General features: G+C 70.8%; 15 protein-coding genes and 1 tRNA gene. 5 read left to right on the top strand and 11 right to left on the bottom strand.

Translation table 11 applies throughout. The annotated features are described in order from the left end of the window. Positions 1 to 47 precede the first annotated feature (47 nt). Entirely contained in the window at positions 48 to 701 is a 654-nt protein-coding gene (locus tag ACZ7OU_RS14265) for a TetR/AcrR family transcriptional regulator (protein WP_470241499.1), read from the top strand. A gap of 3 nt (positions 702 to 704) precedes the next feature. On the opposite strand, the gene prfA is transcribed toward ACZ7OU_RS14265, so the two are convergent. The 8 genes from prfA to argS form a co-directional block, all read right to left on the bottom strand. Beyond that, complete coding sequence (gene prfA, locus ACZ7OU_RS14260) at positions 705 to 1,775, bottom strand: peptide chain release factor 1 (RefSeq protein ID WP_470241500.1); 1,071 nt, start codon at positions 1,773 to 1,775, stop codon at positions 705 to 707. 81 nt (positions 1,776 to 1,856) lie between these two features. Further along, on the bottom strand, positions 1,857 to 2,087 hold the full coding sequence (gene rpmE, locus ACZ7OU_RS14255; RefSeq protein ID WP_284744227.1) for a 50S ribosomal protein L31: 231 nt from the start codon (positions 2,085 to 2,087) through the stop codon (positions 1,857 to 1,859). 182 nt (positions 2,088 to 2,269) lie between these two features. Beyond that, a complete protein-coding gene (gene rho, locus ACZ7OU_RS14250) occupies positions 2,270 to 4,276 on the bottom strand; it encodes a transcription termination factor Rho (RefSeq protein WP_470255316.1) in 2,007 nt (668 codons plus the stop codon). Between the two features lie 399 nt (positions 4,277 to 4,675). Continuing rightward, a complete protein-coding gene (gene thrB / locus ACZ7OU_RS14245) occupies positions 4,676 to 5,563 on the bottom strand; it encodes a homoserine kinase (protein ID WP_470241502.1) in 888 nt (295 codons plus the stop codon). Further along, positions 5,560 to 6,621: a threonine synthase gene (gene thrC / locus ACZ7OU_RS14240; RefSeq protein WP_470255315.1), complete on the bottom strand. Its 1,062-nt coding sequence runs from the start codon at positions 6,619 to 6,621 to the stop codon at positions 5,560 to 5,562. Before thrC ends, thrB begins: the two co-directional genes overlap by 4 nt. Beyond that, positions 6,618 to 7,931 carry a homoserine dehydrogenase gene (locus tag ACZ7OU_RS14235; protein WP_470241504.1) on the bottom strand — a complete coding sequence of 438 codons (1,314 nt, stop codon included), beginning with the start codon at positions 7,929 to 7,931 and terminating at the stop codon, positions 6,618 to 6,620. Before ACZ7OU_RS14235 ends, thrC begins: the two co-directional genes overlap by 4 nt. A gap of 5 nt (positions 7,932 to 7,936) precedes the next feature. Continuing rightward, complete coding sequence (lysA, locus tag ACZ7OU_RS14230; RefSeq protein WP_470241505.1) at positions 7,937 to 9,367, bottom strand: diaminopimelate decarboxylase; 1,431 nt, start codon at positions 9,365 to 9,367, stop codon at positions 7,937 to 7,939. A 3-nt stretch (positions 9,368 to 9,370) separates the two neighbouring features. Next, positions 9,371 to 11,032 carry an arginine--tRNA ligase gene (argS, locus tag ACZ7OU_RS14225; protein ID WP_470241506.1) on the bottom strand — a complete coding sequence of 554 codons (1,662 nt, stop codon included), beginning with the start codon at positions 11,030 to 11,032 and terminating at the stop codon, positions 9,371 to 9,373. 196 nt (positions 11,033 to 11,228) lie between these two features. On the opposite strand from argS, the gene ACZ7OU_RS14220 reads away from it, so the two are divergent. Then, the gene (locus ACZ7OU_RS14220) at positions 11,229 to 12,047 is read left to right on the top strand and encodes a DUF3105 domain-containing protein (RefSeq protein WP_470255314.1); all 819 of its coding nucleotides are present in this window, start codon (positions 11,229 to 11,231) and stop codon (positions 12,045 to 12,047) included. Next, the gene (locus tag ACZ7OU_RS14215) at positions 12,044 to 12,757 is read left to right on the top strand and encodes a DUF305 domain-containing protein (RefSeq protein WP_470255313.1); all 714 of its coding nucleotides are present in this window, start codon (positions 12,044 to 12,046) and stop codon (positions 12,755 to 12,757) included. The genes ACZ7OU_RS14220 and ACZ7OU_RS14215 overlap by 4 nt, the downstream gene beginning before the upstream one ends. A 1-nt stretch (position 12,758) precedes the next feature. On the opposite strand, the gene ACZ7OU_RS14210 is transcribed toward ACZ7OU_RS14215, so the two are convergent. Continuing rightward, positions 12,759 to 13,679: a cation diffusion facilitator family transporter gene (locus tag ACZ7OU_RS14210; protein WP_470255312.1), complete on the bottom strand. Its 921-nt coding sequence runs from the start codon at positions 13,677 to 13,679 to the stop codon at positions 12,759 to 12,761. A gap of 154 nt (positions 13,680 to 13,833) precedes the next feature. Further along, positions 13,834 to 14,253, bottom strand: coding sequence for a MarR family winged helix-turn-helix transcriptional regulator (locus ACZ7OU_RS14205; protein ID WP_470241510.1), 420 nt, complete (start codon positions 14,251 to 14,253; stop codon positions 13,834 to 13,836). A 105-nt stretch (positions 14,254 to 14,358) separates the two neighbouring features. Here ACZ7OU_RS14205 and ACZ7OU_RS14200 point away from each other — a divergent pair, with 105 nt between their 5' ends. Beyond that, positions 14,359 to 15,183, top strand: coding sequence for an SDR family oxidoreductase (locus ACZ7OU_RS14200; protein ID WP_470241511.1), 825 nt, complete (start codon positions 14,359 to 14,361; stop codon positions 15,181 to 15,183). On the opposite strand, the gene ACZ7OU_RS14195 is transcribed toward ACZ7OU_RS14200, so the two are convergent. Then, the gene (locus ACZ7OU_RS14195; protein WP_470255311.1) at positions 15,180 to 16,280 is read right to left on the bottom strand and encodes an epoxide hydrolase family protein; all 1,101 of its coding nucleotides are present in this window, start codon (positions 16,278 to 16,280) and stop codon (positions 15,180 to 15,182) included. The two genes, ACZ7OU_RS14200 and ACZ7OU_RS14195, sit on opposite strands and share 4 nt — an antisense overlap. A gap of 150 nt (positions 16,281 to 16,430) precedes the next feature. Between ACZ7OU_RS14195 and ACZ7OU_RS14190 the strand changes: the two genes are divergently transcribed. Continuing rightward, positions 16,431 to 16,503: transfer RNA gene (locus ACZ7OU_RS14190), tRNA-Arg, on the top strand. Positions 16,504 to 16,741 lie beyond the last annotated feature (238 nt).

Below are 16,741 nucleotides of genomic sequence, written 5' to 3'. Positions count from 1 at the left end.
AGCAAGTGCATAATAGGTTGGGACAGGTACCGGACGAGAGGAACGCGATGACAGGCCGCAGGCGCTGGTCGACCGAGGAGATCCTGGACACGGCGGCGGAGCTGCTGCGGACGGACGACGCCGAGTCGTTCAGCGTGCGCAAGCTCGCCGTGGCGCTCGGGACCGACTCCTCGAGCCTCTACCGGCACTTCCGCAACAAGACCGAGCTGCTGCGCGCGGTCGCCGACCGGACCCTCGTGGCCGCCATGGAGGGCTACCGCCCCGAAGGCGACTGGAAGCAGCGCCTCACCGCCACGGCTCTGCGCCTGCGCGAGGCTTTCGGGCAGCAGCCCCAGATCGCCGCGATCTGGGGGCGCTACGCGTCAGGCGGCGCCGGGTCCCGGCTCGTCATGGAAGAGGTGCTGCAGGCGCTGCGCACGTCGGGGCTGCCTGACGCGGAGATCCCGGCGCGCTACCACCGGCTCGCGATCCTCATCGCCGCGTTGATCGCGTCGGAGGCCGGGGTCAGCACCGTCACCCCCACCGAACACGAGCAGGGCATGGAGCAGTTCCGCGTCGCGGTGCTGGGCGCCGACCCCGAGCGCTTCCCGGCGCTGGCCCACTTCGCCCGCGACGTCCGGCCGCTCGGCGCGGACCGCCGGGCGGCGTTCGAAGAGATCGTCGCCGCCCAGCTCGACCGGATCGAGGCGGCGATCCCCTGAGGCTCAGCCGGCGGAAACGGCCAGGCGCTCTTCGCGGTCCGCCGTCGCCAGCGCGTCCAGGACGCCGTCGAGGTCGCCGTCGAGGACCTGGTCCAGGTTGTACGCCTTGTAGTTGACCCGGTGGTCCGAGATCCGGTTCTCCGGGAAGTTGTACGTGCGGATCCGCTCCGAGCGGTCGACCGTGCGGACCTGCGAGCGGCGGGCGTCGGACGCCTTCGCCGCGGCCTCTTCCTCGGCCACCGCCTGGAGCCGGGCCTGCAGCACCTGCAGGGCCCGCGCGCGGTTCTGGATCTGGGACTTCTCGTTCTGGCAGGACACGACGATGCCGGTCGGCAGGTGGGTGATCCGCACCGCCGAGTCGGTCGTGTTGACGCTCTGGCCGCCGGGACCCGACGAGCGGAAGACGTCGATGCGCAGGTCGTTCGGGTCGATCTCGACCTCGACCTCCTCCGGCTCCGGGTAGATCAGCACCCCGGACGCCGACGTGTGGATCCGGCCCTGCGACTCGGTCGCCGGCACGCGCTGGACGCGGTGCACGCCGCCCTCGAACTTCAGGCGGGACCAGACGCCGTCGACGACGGCCGACTTCGTCTTGATCGAGAGCGTGACGTCCTTGAAGCCGCCCAGGTCCGAGTCCACGGAGTCGAGGACCTCGGCCTTCCAGCCGTGACGCTCGGCGTAGCGCAGGTACATCCGCAGGAGGTCGCCGGCGAACAGGGCCGACTCCTCGCCGCCCTCACCGGACTTGATCTCCATCACGACGTCGGAGCCGTCGTACGGGTCGCGCGGCAGCAGCAGCTCGGTGAGCTTCGACTCCAGCTCGGGGATCTTCGCGGCCAGCACTTCGGCCTCGGCGGCGAACTCCGCGTCCTCCGAGGCCATCTCCCGGGCGGCCGCGAGGTCGTCGCGGGTGGTGTCCAGCTCGTGGACGGCCCGCACCACCGGCGTCAGCTCGGCGTAGCGGCGGCCGAGCTTGCGAGCGCGCGCCTGGTCGGCGTGCACCGCCGGGTCCGCCAGCTGGGTCTCCAGCTCCGCGTGTTCGGCGAGCAGCCCCTTGAGCGAGCTCGAATCCACCTCTGCCACCTCTCAGCCCGGTTTGCCCACACCAAAACAACGGCGCCCACCCGCGCGTGCGGGTGGGCGCCGTGAAAAAAGCTACTTGGCGTCGGCGTCCTTCTTCTGCCGCTTGCCGTAGCGAGCCTCGAAGCGCGCGACCCGGCCACCGGTGTCCATGATCTTCTGCTTGCCCGTGTAGAACGGGTGGCAGTTCGAGCAGATCTCGACGTGGATGTCGCCACTGGTCTTGGTGCTGCGCGTGGTGAAGCTGTTGCCGCAGTCGCAGTTCACGTTCGTGACCACGTACTCGGGGTGAATACCGCTCTTCATGGTGTCCTCTCTCGTTGGCTCCGGGTCCCCAGTCGTTCTCGCGGGGTGAACCGGTGCCGGACTTCAGCGGGTAATTCTGCCAGACGGGCTGACGATCACTGGAACGCACCCCGCTGACCTGGTATTCCGGACGTGCCGGAGGCCTCCCCGCGGCGAGCGGGGAGGCCTGGCGATGAGCACGTTCAGTCGTCCTCGCCGCCACCGAGGGCGGTCTTCGAGACCTGCATCAGGAACTCGACGTTCGTCTTCGTCTTGCGCAGCCGCGAGATCAGCAGGTCGATGGCCTGCTGCGAGTCGAGCGCGTGCAGCACCCGGCTCAGCTTCACGGTCACCGCGAGCTCGTCCGGGGAGAGCAGCAGCTCGTCCTTGCGGGTACCCGACGGGTTGACGTCGACGGCCGGGAACACCCGGCGCTCGGCGATCTTGCGGTCGAGCTTGAGCTCGGCGTTGCCCGTGCCCTTGAACTCTTCGAAGATGACCGTGTCCATCGTCGACCCGGTCTCCACCATCGCCGTGGCGAAGATGGTCAGCGAGCCGCCGTTCTCGATGTTGCGCGCCGCGCCGAGGAACCGCTTCGGCGGGTAGAGCGCGGTCGAGTCGACACCACCGGACAGGATCCGGCCGGACGCCGGGGCCGCCAGGTTGTACGCGCGGCCGAGACGCGTGATCGAGTCGAGCAGCACGACGACGTCGTGGCCCATCTCGACCAGGCGCTTGGCCCGCTCGATCGACAGCTCCGCGACCGAGGTGTGGTCCGCCGGCGGCCGGTCGAAGGTCGAGGCGATGACCTCACCCTTCACCGAGCGCTGCATGTCCGTGACCTCTTCCGGACGCTCGTCCACGAGGACGACCATCAGGTGGCACTCGGGGTTGTTCGTCGAGATCGCGTTCGCGATGTCCTGCATGATCGTGGTCTTACCGGCCTTCGGCGGCGACACGATCAGGGCGCGCTGCCCCTTGCCGACCGGCATGATCAGGTCGATCACGCGGGTCGTGAGCTTGTGCGACTCGGTCTCGAGGCGCAGCCGCTCGTTCGGGTACAGCGGGGTCAGCTTGGTGAAGTCCGGGCGGCGCTTGGCTTCGTCCGGGTCCAGGCCGTTGATCGAGTCGACGCGCACCAGCGGGTTGAACTTCTGCCGCTGCTGCTCGCCCTCGCGCGGCTGGCGCACGCTGCCGGTGATGGCGTCCCCGCGGCGCAGGCCGTACTTGCGGACCAGCGACAGCGAGACGTACACGTCGTTCGGGCCGGCGAGGTAGCCGGAAGTCCGCACGAACGCGTAGTTGTCGAGCACGTCCAGGATGCCCGCGACGGGCAGCAGGACGTCGTCCTCGCGGATCTCGGTGTCCGGCGAGCCGCCGGCTTCGCGCTGGCCGCCCCCGCTGCCCCGGCGACGACGGTCGCGGAAGCGACGGCCGCGACGGCCGCCTTCCTCGTCGTCGTCCTGCTGCTGGGCGCGGTTGTCGCGGTCCTGGCCGCGGTTGCCGCCGTCCTGCTGGTTGCGCTGGCGGTTCCCGTCCTGGCGGTTGCCGTCCTGACGGTTGCCGTCCTGACGGTTGTCGTTGCGGCCGCCCTGGCGCTGCTGGTCGCGGTTGTTCCCGCCACCCTGCTGGCGGTCGCCCTGCTGACGGTCGCCCTGCTGGCGGTCGCCGCCCTGACGGTCACCGCTCTGCTGACGGTCGCCCCCGACCTGGCCGTCGGGCGCACCGGCGGCGCGGTTCGAGCCGCGGCGACGCCGGCCTCGGCCACCCTCGTCGGGCTGGCCGTCCTGGCCCTGCTGGCCGTCCTGCTTGTCCTGCTGCGGGCGCTCGGCCTGCGGGGCCTCCACCACCGGAGCACTCGCGACCGGGGCTTCGGCCTTCGGCTCCGGCTTGGTCTCGACCGGCGCCGACGGCGCCTCGGCCTTGGGCTCGCGCTTCGGCGCCTTCACCGGCTCGCCGACGCCCTCGAGGGGCAGCGTCTCGGCGGCCGGACGCTTGCGCGACTTGCCCTGACGCTCACGGATCGCGGCGATCAGATCGCCCTTGCGCATGCCCGTCGTCTCACCGACGCCGAGCTCCCCAGCCAGCGAACGCAGTTCCGCCACGGTCTTCCCGGTCAACCCGCCGACCGTTTTTTTGGGAGCGGGGGTGGTGCCGTTCGACTCCGCGGCGCTGCTACCCACGTCGCTCAAAAGATCGGTGTTGCTCACACATGTCCTTCCTGACCGATCCACGCCTCCAGGCGGATCAGCGGACTGCCGCTCGCTTCTGATCGCGAACCGGCGTATCTGCCCCCCGATACGGGAGACGAGCTCTTCGGCCGTGCGAAACACAGCTGGAGCGCCTCCACCACAGGGGTTTGCGTCCTCCATTCGGAGGACACGGAATTCGGCACCGCCGAAACCGGAAACCCGCCTACGTTCCTCCGCGTTACCCCGCTTGCCAGGCGGTGCGGATTCGGCGGATCAACGAAGGATGCGATCCGGGGACCGGCATCGGGTGCGGAAACGCACGGTGATCGAACGCCCCCGAGGGTAGACCGCGCCGGTGCCGGGTGCAACAACCACCCCCCGCGTGGCGGACGGGGCGGCGGCCACGTGACCCAGCCTTTACTGAGCCGCAACCCGCACGCCCGCGAGATCCACGGGCAGCTCGAAGACGTCGAAGCCCTCAACGTCGACCCCTGGCGGCAATATTCCCGTCGTGGTCAGCGCGAGCACCGTGGGACCCGCGCCGGAGACGGCGGCGGCGACTCCGCGTGCACGCAGCGTCGCCACCAGCTCGCCGCTCGCCGGGTACGCGGGGGCCCGGTAGTGCTGGTGCAGACGGTCTTCGGTGGCCGCGAGCAGCAGCTCCGGCTTCGCCGTCAGCGCGTGCACGGCGAGCGCGGCGCGGCCGGCGTTGTGCGCGGCGTCGGCGTGCGGCACCGTCGCCGGCAGCAGGCCGCGCGTGGTCGCGGTGGCCGAGCGCACCGACGGCACCGCCACGACGGGCCGGATCGACGCGTGCGGCGCGAGCCGTTCGGCGTGGAACTCGGTGCCCTCGCACCAGGCCACGACGAGACCGCCGACCAGGCTCGCGGCGGCGTTGTCGGCGTGGCCTTCGAAGCCGGCGGCCAGCTGCAGCGCCTCGAACTCCTCGATTTCCCGGCCGGCGAGGGCGTACCCGGCGGCGACGCCGGACACCACCGCGGCCGCCGAGGAACCCAGCCCGCGCGCGTGCGGGATCGCGTTGTAGCAGCGCAGGTGCAGGCCCGGCGGCTCGACGCCGAGGTGCGCGCAGGTCCGCCGGATGGCCCGCACGACGAGGTGGGTCTCGTCGGTGGGGACGTCCTCGACCCCGCCCGCGCCGGCGTCGATGACCTCGACCTTGAGCCCGGCGTCGATGACCCGCACCTCGACGACGTCGTGCAGGCCCAGCGCCATGCCGAAGGCGTCGAAACCCGGCCCGAGGTTCGCCGTCGAAGCCGGGACGGTGACCTTGAACCCGGCGGTCACCGCAGGTCCAGCGCCGCCGCGACCGCCGACGGGTCCACCGCGAGGGGTTCGACCTCGACGTTGCCCGCCAAGGCCGTCTGCGGGTCCTTCAGGCCGTGGCCGGTGACCGTGCAGACGACGCGCGACCCGCGCGGCAGCCGTCCGTCGGCGGCCGTGGCCAGCAGGCCGGCCACGCTCGTGGCCGACGCCGGCTCGACGAACACGCCTTCGCGCCCGGCCAGCAACCGGTACGCCTCCAAGATCTTCTCGTCCGTCACGGCCTCGAAGAGCCCGTCCGAGGCTTCCTTCGCCTTCACCGCGGCGGTCCACGACGCCGGGCTGCCGATCCGGATCGCCGTCGCGATCGTGTCCGGGTCGCGCACCGGCTCGCCCAGCACCAGCGGGGCCGCGCCGGCCGCCTGGAAGCCGAACATCCGCGGGGTGTTCTTCACCACATCGTCGGCCGCGTACTCCGAATACCCCGCCCAGTAAGCGGTGATGTTCCCCGCGTTACCGACCGGCAGGCAGTGGATGTCGGGCGCTTCGCCGAGCGCGTCGCAGATTTCGAACGCCGCGGTCTTCTGGCCGGCGATGCGCACCGGGTTGACCGAGTTGACGAGCGTGACCGGGTAGTCGGCCGCGGTCTTGCGGGCCAGCTCGAGGCAGTCGTCGAAGTTGCCGTCGACCTGCAGGATCCGCGCGCCGTGCAGGACGGCCTGGGCGAGCTTGCCCATCGCGATCTTGCCCTGGGGCACCAGCACGGCGCAGGTGAGGCCGGCGCGGGCGGCGTAGGCCGCGGCCGAGGCGGACGTGTTGCCGGTCGACGCGCAGATCACCGCCTTGAGTCCGCTGGCGAGCGCGTGCGTGATGGCCACGGTCATCCCGCGGTCCTTGAACGAGCCGGTCGGGTTCGCGCCCTCGACCTTGAGGTGCACCTCGCAGCCGGTCAGCTCGGACAGGTGCCGCGCGGGCAGCAGCGGCGTGTTGCCCTCCCCGAGCGTGACGACCTGCGCCCCGTCCGGAACCGGGACGCGGTCCCGGTACGCCTCGATGATTCCCGGCCAGGGTTGACTGCTCACTGGTCTTCGCCTTCCACCCGCATAACGCTGACGACCTCGTGGACGACGTCGAGCTTCGCGATTTCGTCCACAGTGGACTGAAGCGCCGCGTCGGGGGCCTGGTGGGTCACGACGACCAGGCTCGCGCGGTCGCCGACGTCGCTCTGCCGCACGGCCGCGATGCTCACGCCGTGGCCGGCGAACGCCTGCGCCACCTGGGCGAGCACCCCGGCGCGGTCGGCCACGGAAAGGCTTACGTGGTACCGGGTCGGCGTCTGGCCCATCGGCCGCACCGGCAGCGCCGCGTGCGCGGACTCGCGCGGGCCGCGGCCGCCGGCCACCAGGTTGCGGGCCACCGCGACGAGATCGCCGAGCACCGCACTCGCGGTCGGCGCGCCACCCGCGCCCTGGCCGTAGAACATCAGCTCGCCGGCGGCGTCCGCCTCGACGTAGACGGCGTTGAACGCGCCGCCGACGCCCGCGAGCTGGTGGCTGCGCGGGATCATCACCGGGTGCACGCGGGCGGAGACCGACTCGACGCCGTCGTCGTCGGCCACGCGTTCGCAGATCGCCAGCAGCTTGACCGTGCGGCCGAGCATCCGGGCCGCGCCGAGGTCGGCGGCGGTGACGTCGGCGATGCCCTCGCGGTGCACGTCCGAAGCGGTCACGCGGGTGTGGAAGGCCAGCGACGCGAGGATCGCGGCCTTCGACGCGGCGTCGTAGCCGTCGACGTCGGCGGTCGGGTCGGCCTCGGCGTACCCGAGGCGGCTGGCCTCGTCGAGCGTCTCCGCGTAGCCGGCGCCGGTGGAGTCCATCGCGGACAGGATGTAGTTCGTGGTGCCGTTGACGATGCCCATCACGCGCGTGATGCGGTCGCCCGCGAGGGATTCGCGCAGCGGGCGCAGCAACGGGATGGCGCCGGCGACCGCGGCCTCGAAGTAGAGGTCGGCGCCCGCGGCGTCGGCCGCCTCGAACAGGTCGGCGGAGTGCTCGGCCAGCAGGGCCTTGTTCGCCGTGACGACGGACTTCCCGGCCTTCAGCGCGGCCAGCAGCCAGCCGCGCACCGGCTCGATGCCGCCGACCAGTTCGACCACGACGTCGACGTCGTCACTGGTCACGAGCTTCTCGGCGTCGGCGGTCAGCAGCTCCGGCGGCAGCTCGGGGTGCTTGTCCGGGCGGCGGACGGCGATGCCGGCCAGCTCCACCGCCACCCCGGCCCGCGCGGCCAGCTCACCGGCCTGCTCGGAGAGCAGCCGGGCGACCTCGCTGCCGACGGTCCCGCAGCCGAGCAGGGCGACCTTGACGGCACGCCGTTCTTCGGGGGCAGCCACTGTGTTCAGACCTCCAGGCGGAGCATGTCGTCGGTCGTCTCGCGCCGCAGCAGCAGCCGCGAGCCGCCGTTGCGCACGGCGACCACGGCCGGGCGCGGCTGCCGGTTGTACGTGCTCGCCATCGAGTAGCAGTAGGCACCGGTCGCCGCGACGGCCAGCAGGTCGCCGGGAGCCAGCGTGTCGGGCAACCAGCAGTCTCGTACGACGATGTCGCCGGACTCACAGTGTTTTCCCACGACCCGGGACAGCACGGCCGGGACCGGCTGGTCGTTCTCGCTCGCGGAGCGGGAAACGAGCCGGACGTCGTACACCGCGTCGTAGAGCGCGGTCCGGATGTTGTCGCTCATCCCGCCGTCGACGCTGACGTAGCGCCGCGACGACTCGTCCCCGAGCGCGACGTCCTTGATGGTGCCGACCTCGTAGAGCGTGACCGTGCCGGGACCGGCGATGGCGCGGCCGGGCTCGCCGGCGATGCGCGGCACCGGCAGGCCCGCGTACGCGCACTCCTTGCGGACGATCTCGCGGATCTGCGTGATCATCTGCGCCGGCGGCGGCGGGTTGTCCTTCTCGGTGTAGGCGATGCCGAAACCGCCGCCGAGGTCGACCAGGCTCAGCTGGTCGAGCAGCTCGGGGCCGTGCTCCTTCGCGAGATCGGCGAGCAGGCCGACGACGCGGCGGGCGGCGACCTCGAAGCCGTCGGCGTCGAAGATCTGCGAGCCGATGTGGCTGTGCAGGCCGACGAGCTTGAGCGAGCGCGCGTTGAGCACCCGGCGCACCGCCTCGGCGGCGTCGCCGGAAGCCAGCGAGAACCCGAACTTCTGGTCCTCGTGGGCGGTCGCGATGAACTCGTGGGTGTGCGCCTCGACGCCGACGGTGACCCGGATGAGCACGGCCTGCACGACGTCGTGGCGCGCGGCGATGTCGGCCAGCCGGGCGATCTCGAAGTACGAGTCGAGCACGATCGTGCCGACGCCCGCGACGATCGCGGCTTCGAGCTCCGCGGGCGACTTGTTGTTGCCGTGGAAGGTGATCCGCTCGACCGGGAAGTTCGCGCGCTGCGCCACGGCGAGCTCGCCGCCGCTGCAGACGTCCAGGCTCAGCCCCTGCTCGGCCACCCAGCGGGCGATCTCGATGGACAGGAACGCCTTGGACGCGTAGTGCACGAGCGACGGGTCGTCGAACGCCTCGGCGTAGTCGGCGCAGCGGGACTTGAAGTCGGCCTCGTCGACCACGAACAGGGGCGTGCCGTGCTTCTCGGCAAGCTCGCGGACGTCGACCCCGGCGATCCGCACGACGCCGTCGCCGGCGCGGAAGGTGTTGCGGGGCCACACCTTCGCCGGGAGCTTGTCGAGCTCCTCGGCCCCCGACGGCTGGAGCCCGGAGGTGTCGGCGTGGGTGTAGACGTCGGCGTGCCTGGGGCCCGCGGGGTGAGCCATGGGTTACATCCGTTCCGGAGCAGAGACACCGAGCAGGGCAAGGCCGTTCGCCAGCACCTGGCGGGCGGCCTCGCACAGCGCGAGCCGGGCGTACGTCAGAGGGGTCGCCTCTTCGTCACCCATGGGCAGCACGCGGCCCACGGTGTAGAACTTGTGGTAGGCGCCCGCGAGTTCTTCGAGGTAGCGCGCGATCCGGTGCGGCTCCCGCATGTCGGCGGCGCGGCGCACGGTTTCCGGGAACTCGCCGATGGTGCGGATCAGGTCGCCCTCGGCGGGCAGCGTGAGCAGTCCGAAATCGACGTCCGAACCGGACTGCTTCGCGAGGCCGAGGTCGGCCGCGTTGCGCTGCAGGGACGCCAGCCGCGCGTGCGCGTACTGGACGTAGTAGACGGGGTTGTCGTTGGAGTGCTTGCGCAGCAGGTCCAGGTCGACGTCCAAAGTGGAGTCCACGGAGTAGCGGATCAGCTCGTAGCGGGCCGGGTCGACGCCGACGGCCTCGACGAGGTCCTCCATGGTGATCACGGTGCCCGCGCGCTTGGACATCCGCACCGGCTTGCCGTCGCTGACCAGGTTGACCATCTGGCCGATCAGCACCTCGACCGTCGCCGGGTCGTCGCCGAACGCGGCGGCCGCGGCCTTGAGGCGGGCGATGTAGCCGTGGTGGTCCGCGCCGAGCATGTAGATGCAGAGGTCGAAGCCGCGGTTGCGCTTGTCCTTGAAGTAGGCCAGGTCACCGGCGATGTAGGCCGGGTTGCCGTCCTGCTTGATGACGACGCGGTCCTTGTCGTCGCCGTACTCCTTCGACTTCAGCCACCAGGCGCCGTCTTCGAAGTAGAGGTTCCCGGAGTCCTTCAGCTCTTGGACGGCCGCGCCGACCGCGCCCGACTCGTGCAGCGAGTTCTCGTGGAAGAAGACGTCGAAGTCGGTGCCGAACTCGTGCAGGCTCTGCTTGATCTCGGTGAACATCAGGTTGATGCCGATCCGGCGGAACGTCTCGTGCCGCTGCTCTTCCGGCAGCGACAGCGCGCTCGGCTCGGCCTTGATGACCTCGGCGGCGATGTCGTTGATGTACCCGCCCGCGTAGCCGTCCTCCGGCGCGGGCTCGCCCTTCGCGGCGGCGATCAGGGACCGGACGAACCGGTCGATCTGCGCACCGGCGTCGTTGAAGTAGTACTCGCGGGTGACCTCGCCGCCCTGCGCGCCCAGCACCCGGCCGAGCGCGTCGCCGACGGCGGCCCAGCGGGTGCCGCCCAGGTGGATCGGGCCGGTCGGGTTCGCCGAGACGAACTCGAGGTTGATCTTCGTGCCGGCCAGCGCGTCCCCGCGGCCGAACGCGGCGCCGGCGTCGAGCACCTGGCGCACGATGTCGCCCTGCGCGGCCGCGGCGAGCCGGAAGTTGAGGAAGCCGGGGCCCGCCACCTCGGCCGAGGCGACGCCGTCGTCCGCCGAGACCGCTTCGGCGAGCTCCTCGGCGAACTCGCGCGGCTTCAGCCCGGCCTTCTTGGCCACCTGCAGGGCCAGGTTCGTCGCGTAGTCGCCGTGGTCGGGGTTGCGCGGGCGTTCGATGGTCACCTGCTCCGGCAGCACGGCGTCGTCGATGCCGCGTGCGGCGAGCACCTGCACGGCGGAGCTGCGGACCAGGTCGGCGAGAGCGGCGGGAGTCACTCGTCGAATTCTAGGTGTGCCCAGGTGGGGCGCTCGCATCGGTCTCGGCCACGTCACGGTCACCAGGTGTGTGAGGTGTTAACGGTGATCAGACGGGCGGTCTCTACACTGGCCCGGGCGGGAATCCGTCCGCAGTCACCAGAGGGAGAACGCGGGAGCCATGGCGAACGGGACAACTCGGAAAAAGGGGTCTGCGGTGAAGGCCGCCCGCGGTTCCGTGGTGAGCAAGAAGGGCACGCCGTGGGGCACGATCATCGCCGTCGTGGCCATCGTGGCCCTGCTCGCCGCCGTGATCACCTACTACATGGTGAAGTCGGCGCCGAAGCGCGACCAGGCCGACCGTGAAGCGGCCGCCGCCTCGTTCGCGCCGACCGCGCAGGACCCGGACCCCTCGAAGCGCATCCCCGGTGTGGTGACCGCGACCTACACCGGCAGCGTGCACGTGCTCCCGACCGAGCGCGTCGCCTACGACCACTCGCCGCCGTTCGGCGGCCCGCACGACCAGACGTGGGCCACCTGCACCGGCATCGTGTACCCGACCGCCGTCCGCACCGAGAACATGGTGCACGCGCTCGAGCACGGCTCGGTCTGGATCGCCTACAACCCGCAGCAGATCTCGGGTGACGCGCTGAACCTGCTGAGCGTCCGCGCCAAGGACAAGCCGTTCACGATGCTGTCGCCGTACCCCGGCCTCGACAAGCCGATCTCGCTGCAGTCCTGGGGCCACCAGCTGAAGCTGGACAGCGCCGACGACGCCCGCATCGACGAGTTCATCGCGGCGCTGCGGAGCAACCCGAACGGCGTCTACCCCGAGGTCGGCGCGTCCTGCGACGCCGTCCCGGGTCAGTTCGACCCGGACAACCCGCCGCCGTTCGACCCGTCGAAGCCGGGTCCCGACGCGAAGCCGATGGACTACAAGGGCAGCACGGCCGCCCAGGGTGAGCAGGGCGCGCCCGCTTCCGCCCCGGCTTCGGCCCCTGCCTCGGCTCCGACTTCTCCGACGCCGACCAAGTGACCACCGAAGCCGACCTCGACACCGAAGAGGTCACCGAGCAGCCGACCTGGTCGCGCTGGGTGATCATCGGCGGGACGCTGCTCGCGGTCCTGCTGATCGGCGCGACGGCGGGGATGTTCATCACCCGCGCCGTCGACGAGCCGGCGGCGGCCACTCCGGCCGCCGGCTCGGTCGAGGTCGGCTTCGCCCAGGACATGTCCACGCACCACCTCCAGGCGGTGACGATGGCGGGCATCGCCCGCGACCGCACGACCGACCCGGAGATCAAGCAGCTTTCGTTCGACATCGAGCGCACGCAGCTCGAGCAGGTCGGCCGCATGAAGGGCTGGCTCATGCTGTGGGACCAGCCCGAGCAGTCGATCGGCTCGCCGATGAAGTGGATGACGGAACCGATGGCGGGCCACGACGGGATGTCGATGGCCCCGTCGTCGGTCAACCCTGCGGGCGGCGCCCTGATGCCGGGCATGGCGACGGACACCGAGCTGAAGAAGCTGCGCTCGCTGTCGGGCCGCGAGTTCGACGTCTACTTCCTGCAGCTGATGCTCCGCCACCACCAGGGCGGAACGTCGATGGCCCAGTACGCGTCGGCGCATTCGTCCCTGCCGGCGTTGAAGGCACTGGTGAACAGCATCCTGGCGTCGCAGGGCGCGGAGATGGACCAGATCAAGCTGATGCTCTCGGGCCGGGGGGCCCAGCCGCTGCCGGCCTGACCTACCAGCTGAGTTCCTGGCACCGCCGCGCGCACTGCGGCGCTTCCACCTGCAGCGTCGCGTGCTCGATCGCATACCGGGACGACAGCAGGTTCTGCGCCTCCGTCAGCACATCCGACTGCTGGGCGGGCGGCGCCAGCGTCAAGTGCGCCGAAGCCACCTCCATGCCGGAAGTCAACGTCCACACGTGCAGGTCGTGCACGTCCGCGACGCCCGGCAGCGCGGACAGCTCCGCACTGATCGCGCCGACGTCGACGCCCTGGGGCGCGTGCTGGAACAGGATGCGCAGGGCACGGCGGGCCAGCGTCCACGTGCGGGGCAGCACGAACAGCCCGATCGCGACACCGATGATCGGGTCGGCGTAGCGCCAGCCCGTCAGCAGCGTCAGCGCGCCGCTGAGCAGCACGCCGACCGAGCCGATCAGGTCGGCCAGCACCTCGAGGTAGGCGCCGCGGACGTTGAGGCTCTCCTTCGCGCCCGCGCGCAGCATGCAGAACGACACGATGTTGGCCACGAGCCCGGCGGACGCGGCCAGCAGCACCGGCAGGCCGGGCACGGCGGGCGGGTCGGCGATCCGGCCGATCGCCTCGACGAGCACGTACCCCGCGACCCCGAACAGCAGGACGGCGTTGGCCAGCGCGGCCAGCACTTCCGCGCGGTAGAGGCCGAAGGTGCGGCTGACCGTGGGTCCGGTGCGCCGCGCCAGGATGATCGCGGCGAGGGCCATCCCGACCCCGAGGACGTCGGTGAACATGTGCGCCGCGTCGGAGATCAGGGCCAGCGAGCCGGTCGTGAAGCCGACGACGAACTCGATCACCATGAAGCCGGCGCCGATGCCCAGGGCGATGGTCAGGCTCCGCACGTACCGCCCCGACGCGCTCGCCGGCGCGACCGACTGGCCGTGCCCGTGGCCGTGTCCCATTCCGCCTCCGTTCGCGGTTCACCGTCGGGGCCAAACATATAGTCGAATGCGCATATGTGCAACAGAGGGCACCCTAAGTTCACCCACCCGAAAGCTACTCCGCGCGCACGCGGCTACCAATCCACCAGGCGGGGTTTCCCGCCAGGCGGACTCGTCACGCTTCGGCGCCGACCATCCGCTCCAGCAGGTCGCGCAGCTTCACGCGGTCGTCCGGGCCGAGCGCCGCGAGCGGTTCGGCCGCGAAACCCAGTGACCGCTGGAAGTCGCGCGCGAGCACGGCACCCGCGGGCGTGGCCACGATGTTCTTGATCCGCCGGTCGCGGCTGTCCGCCCGGCGCTCGACCAGGCCGCGAGCCTCCAGCCGGTCGATGATCCCGGTCACGTTCGAGCGCTCCGAGTTCAGCTTTTCGGCGATCCGGTGCATCGGCATCGGCTCCCGGAGCGCGCCGAGCACCTTGGCCTGCACGGTCGTCAGCCCCTGGGCGGCCGCCGCGGACTCGTAGGAGCCGACGAACCGGTCGACGATCCGGGCGAGCAGGGCGACGACGTCGTCGGTGATCGGGTCAGCGCTCATCCGGAGAGTGTAAGCCGATAGTTGACTGCATGAACCATCCATGACTATAGTCATTTTAGTTCACTGCATTAATCATCATTCACCTGAATCACATCGAGGTTCGAGATGAGCAACGACCGCGTCGCCCTGATCACCGGCACGTCCACCGGAATCGGCCTCGCCACGGCGGTCCGGGCGGCCCGCGCGGGCTTCCGGACAGTTGCGACGCTGCGCGACCCCGCCCGCGCCGACCGCCTGCGCGAAGCCGGCGTCGACCTGGACATCCGCCCCCTCGACGTCACCGATCCCGCGTCCGTGCGCGCGGCGTTCGAGGGTGTCCTCGCGGACTACGGCCGGCTCGACGTCCTGGTCAACAACGCCGGCGCGGGGCACGTCGGCACGCTCGAGCAGGAGCCGGTTTCGGCGGTGCGCGCCACGATGGAGGTCAACTTCTTCGGCGTCGTCGAGGCGACGAAGGCCGCGCTGCCGGCGTTGCGCGCGAGCGGCGGCCGCGTGATCACGGTGACCAGCATCGGCGGCGCGGTCGGCCAGCCGTTCAACGAGGCCTACTGCGCGGCGAAGTTCGCCGTCGAAGGCCTGATGGAGTCCCTCGCGCCGGTCGCCGCGGCCCAGGGCGTCACGGTGTGCGTCGTCGAGCCGGGCGCGGTCGCGACGGAGTTCGTGAACAACATCGGCGTCGGCGAGCACCTCTTCGCCGAAGCCGGCCCCTACGCGGAGTCCCTGCAGAAGTACGTCGCGAACGTCACGAAGTCGTTCGAGGGCGCCCAGACGGCCGACGAGGTCGCCGAGGTGATCGTGGGCGCGATGACGGCCGACGCGCCGGCGTTCCGCATCCAGACGTCGAAGCAGGCCGAGGAGTTCACCGGGCTCAAGTTCGCCGACCGCGACGGCTCGGCCGTCCAGCGCCTGACGACCGGCTGGCTCGCCTAGCGCACCAGCCGGAAGAAGCCGCGGACCTGGTCGACGAACAGCTCGGGCTGCTCCAGCGCGGCGAAGTGCCCGCCGACGGGCAGCTCCTCGAACCACCGCAGGTCGGTGTAGCGCTGCTCGGCCTGCCGCCGCGACGGCCGCACGATCTCCTTGGGGAACACCGAAACCCCGGCCGGCACGTCCACAGTGGACAGGTCCCGGTCGTTGTTCTCCCAGTACATCCGCGCCGACGAAGCCGCCGTCGCGGTGAACCAGTAGGCGGAGATGTCGTCGAGGATCTTCTGCCGGTCGACGGCGTCCTCCGGGTGCCCCTTGTTGTCGGTCCAGGCCCAGAACTTCTCGGCGATCCAGGCGGCCTGGCCGGCGGGAGAGTCGGTGAGGCCGTAGCCGAGCGTCTGCGGCCGGGTGGCCTGCTGCGCGGAGTACCCGGCCCCGGAGCGCCGGAACTCTTCGAGGTCGGCGCGGGCCCGCCGCTCCCCGGGCGTCGGATCGTCCTGGTCCATCCGCACGGGCGCGAAGTTGACGTGCACCCCGGCAACCCGCCCGGACCGCGCGAGCGCGTTGGTGACGGCGGCACCCCAGTCACCACCCTGGGCGCCGTAGCGGTCGTAGCCGAGCTGCTGCATGAGCAGGTCGAAGAGCTCGGCGACCCGCGCGATCTTCAGCGCGGGCTTGTCGCTCCACCCGAACCCGGGCAGCGACGGAGCGACGACGTGGAAGGCATCGGCGGGATCCCCACCGTGCTTGGCGGGATCGGCGAGCGGCCCGAAGACATCGAGGAACTCAAGAACGGACCCAGGCCACCCATGGGTGAGAACAAGCGGCAAGGCATCGGCTTCCGGCGACCGAAGGTGCACGAAGTGCAACCCGACGCCGTCGACGTCGGCCCGGAACTGCGGGAAGGCATTGAGCCGGGCGGCGAACCCGAAGTCGTACTCCTCACCCCAGTCCCGGCAGAGCTCCCGGACGTAGGCGAGCGGAACCCCCTGCGACCAGTCCTGGACGGTCTCGGCCTCAGGCCACCGAGTCCGCCGAAGCCGCTCCCGCAGATCGGCGACCTCGGCCTCATCGAGAGACACCTGGAACGGCTTGACCATGTCGGCTCCTTCAGGTGGGCTTCCCACGCTAGCGACGTAGCGGCTAGTGGATCAACTTTCTGACCACTGACCAGCGGATTCACAGATGAGACCACCTGCGCGCGAGGGGGCACCGGGATGCGCTAAGCTTTCCGAGTCGCCCAGCGATGGGCCCTCGTAGCTCAGGGGATAGAGCACTGCCCTCCGGAGGCAGGTGTCGCAGGTTCGAATCCTGCCGAGGGCACCCAAGGTGCCCGAGGTGTGTCCGCGGATTGCGCGGACCTTGCCTCGGGTTTCGTGCTTTCTGGGGGTCGAGCCCTCAGGCCCCCGGCGGGGCCTGTCGTATGGCTGAGCTCAGGCCTGGACTTGCCTCGACGCCGCGTCGCAATCCGGTCTCCTGGACGCGACCACCGGCAATATCTTCGTTCAGCCGGTCGGAGTAACCCGTCGAGCGTTCTTGCTCTCGATGCCGCTTGAACCCG

The organism is Amycolatopsis sp. NPDC114505, assembly GCF_055633615.1.
Note: the sequence above shows the minus strand (reverse complement) of the source record. Positions and strands in the feature narration are given on the sequence as shown.

Bases quoted from the DNA above. Each gene is read 5' to 3' on its own strand.
- ACZ7OU_RS14265 (WP_470241499.1), top strand. From the start codon at position 48: ATGACAGGCCGCAGGCGCTGGTCGACCGAGGAGATCCTGGACACGGCG.
- rpmE (WP_284744227.1), bottom strand. From the start codon at position 2,087: ATGAAGAGCGGTATTCACCCCGAGTACGTGGTCACGAACGTGAACTGC.
- lysA (WP_470241505.1), bottom strand. From the start codon at position 9,367: ATGGCTCACCCCGCGGGCCCCAGGCACGCCGACGTCTACACCCACGCC.
- ACZ7OU_RS14210 (WP_470255312.1), bottom strand. From the start codon at position 13,679: ATGGGACACGGCCACGGGCACGGCCAGTCGGTCGCGCCGGCGAGCGCG.
- ACZ7OU_RS14205 (WP_470241510.1), bottom strand. From the start codon at position 14,253: ATGAGCGCTGACCCGATCACCGACGACGTCGTCGCCCTGCTCGCCCGG.
- ACZ7OU_RS14200 (WP_470241511.1), top strand. From the start codon at position 14,359: ATGAGCAACGACCGCGTCGCCCTGATCACCGGCACGTCCACCGGAATC.
- ACZ7OU_RS14195 (WP_470255311.1), bottom strand. From the start codon at position 16,280: ATGGTCAAGCCGTTCCAGGTGTCTCTCGATGAGGCCGAGGTCGCCGAT.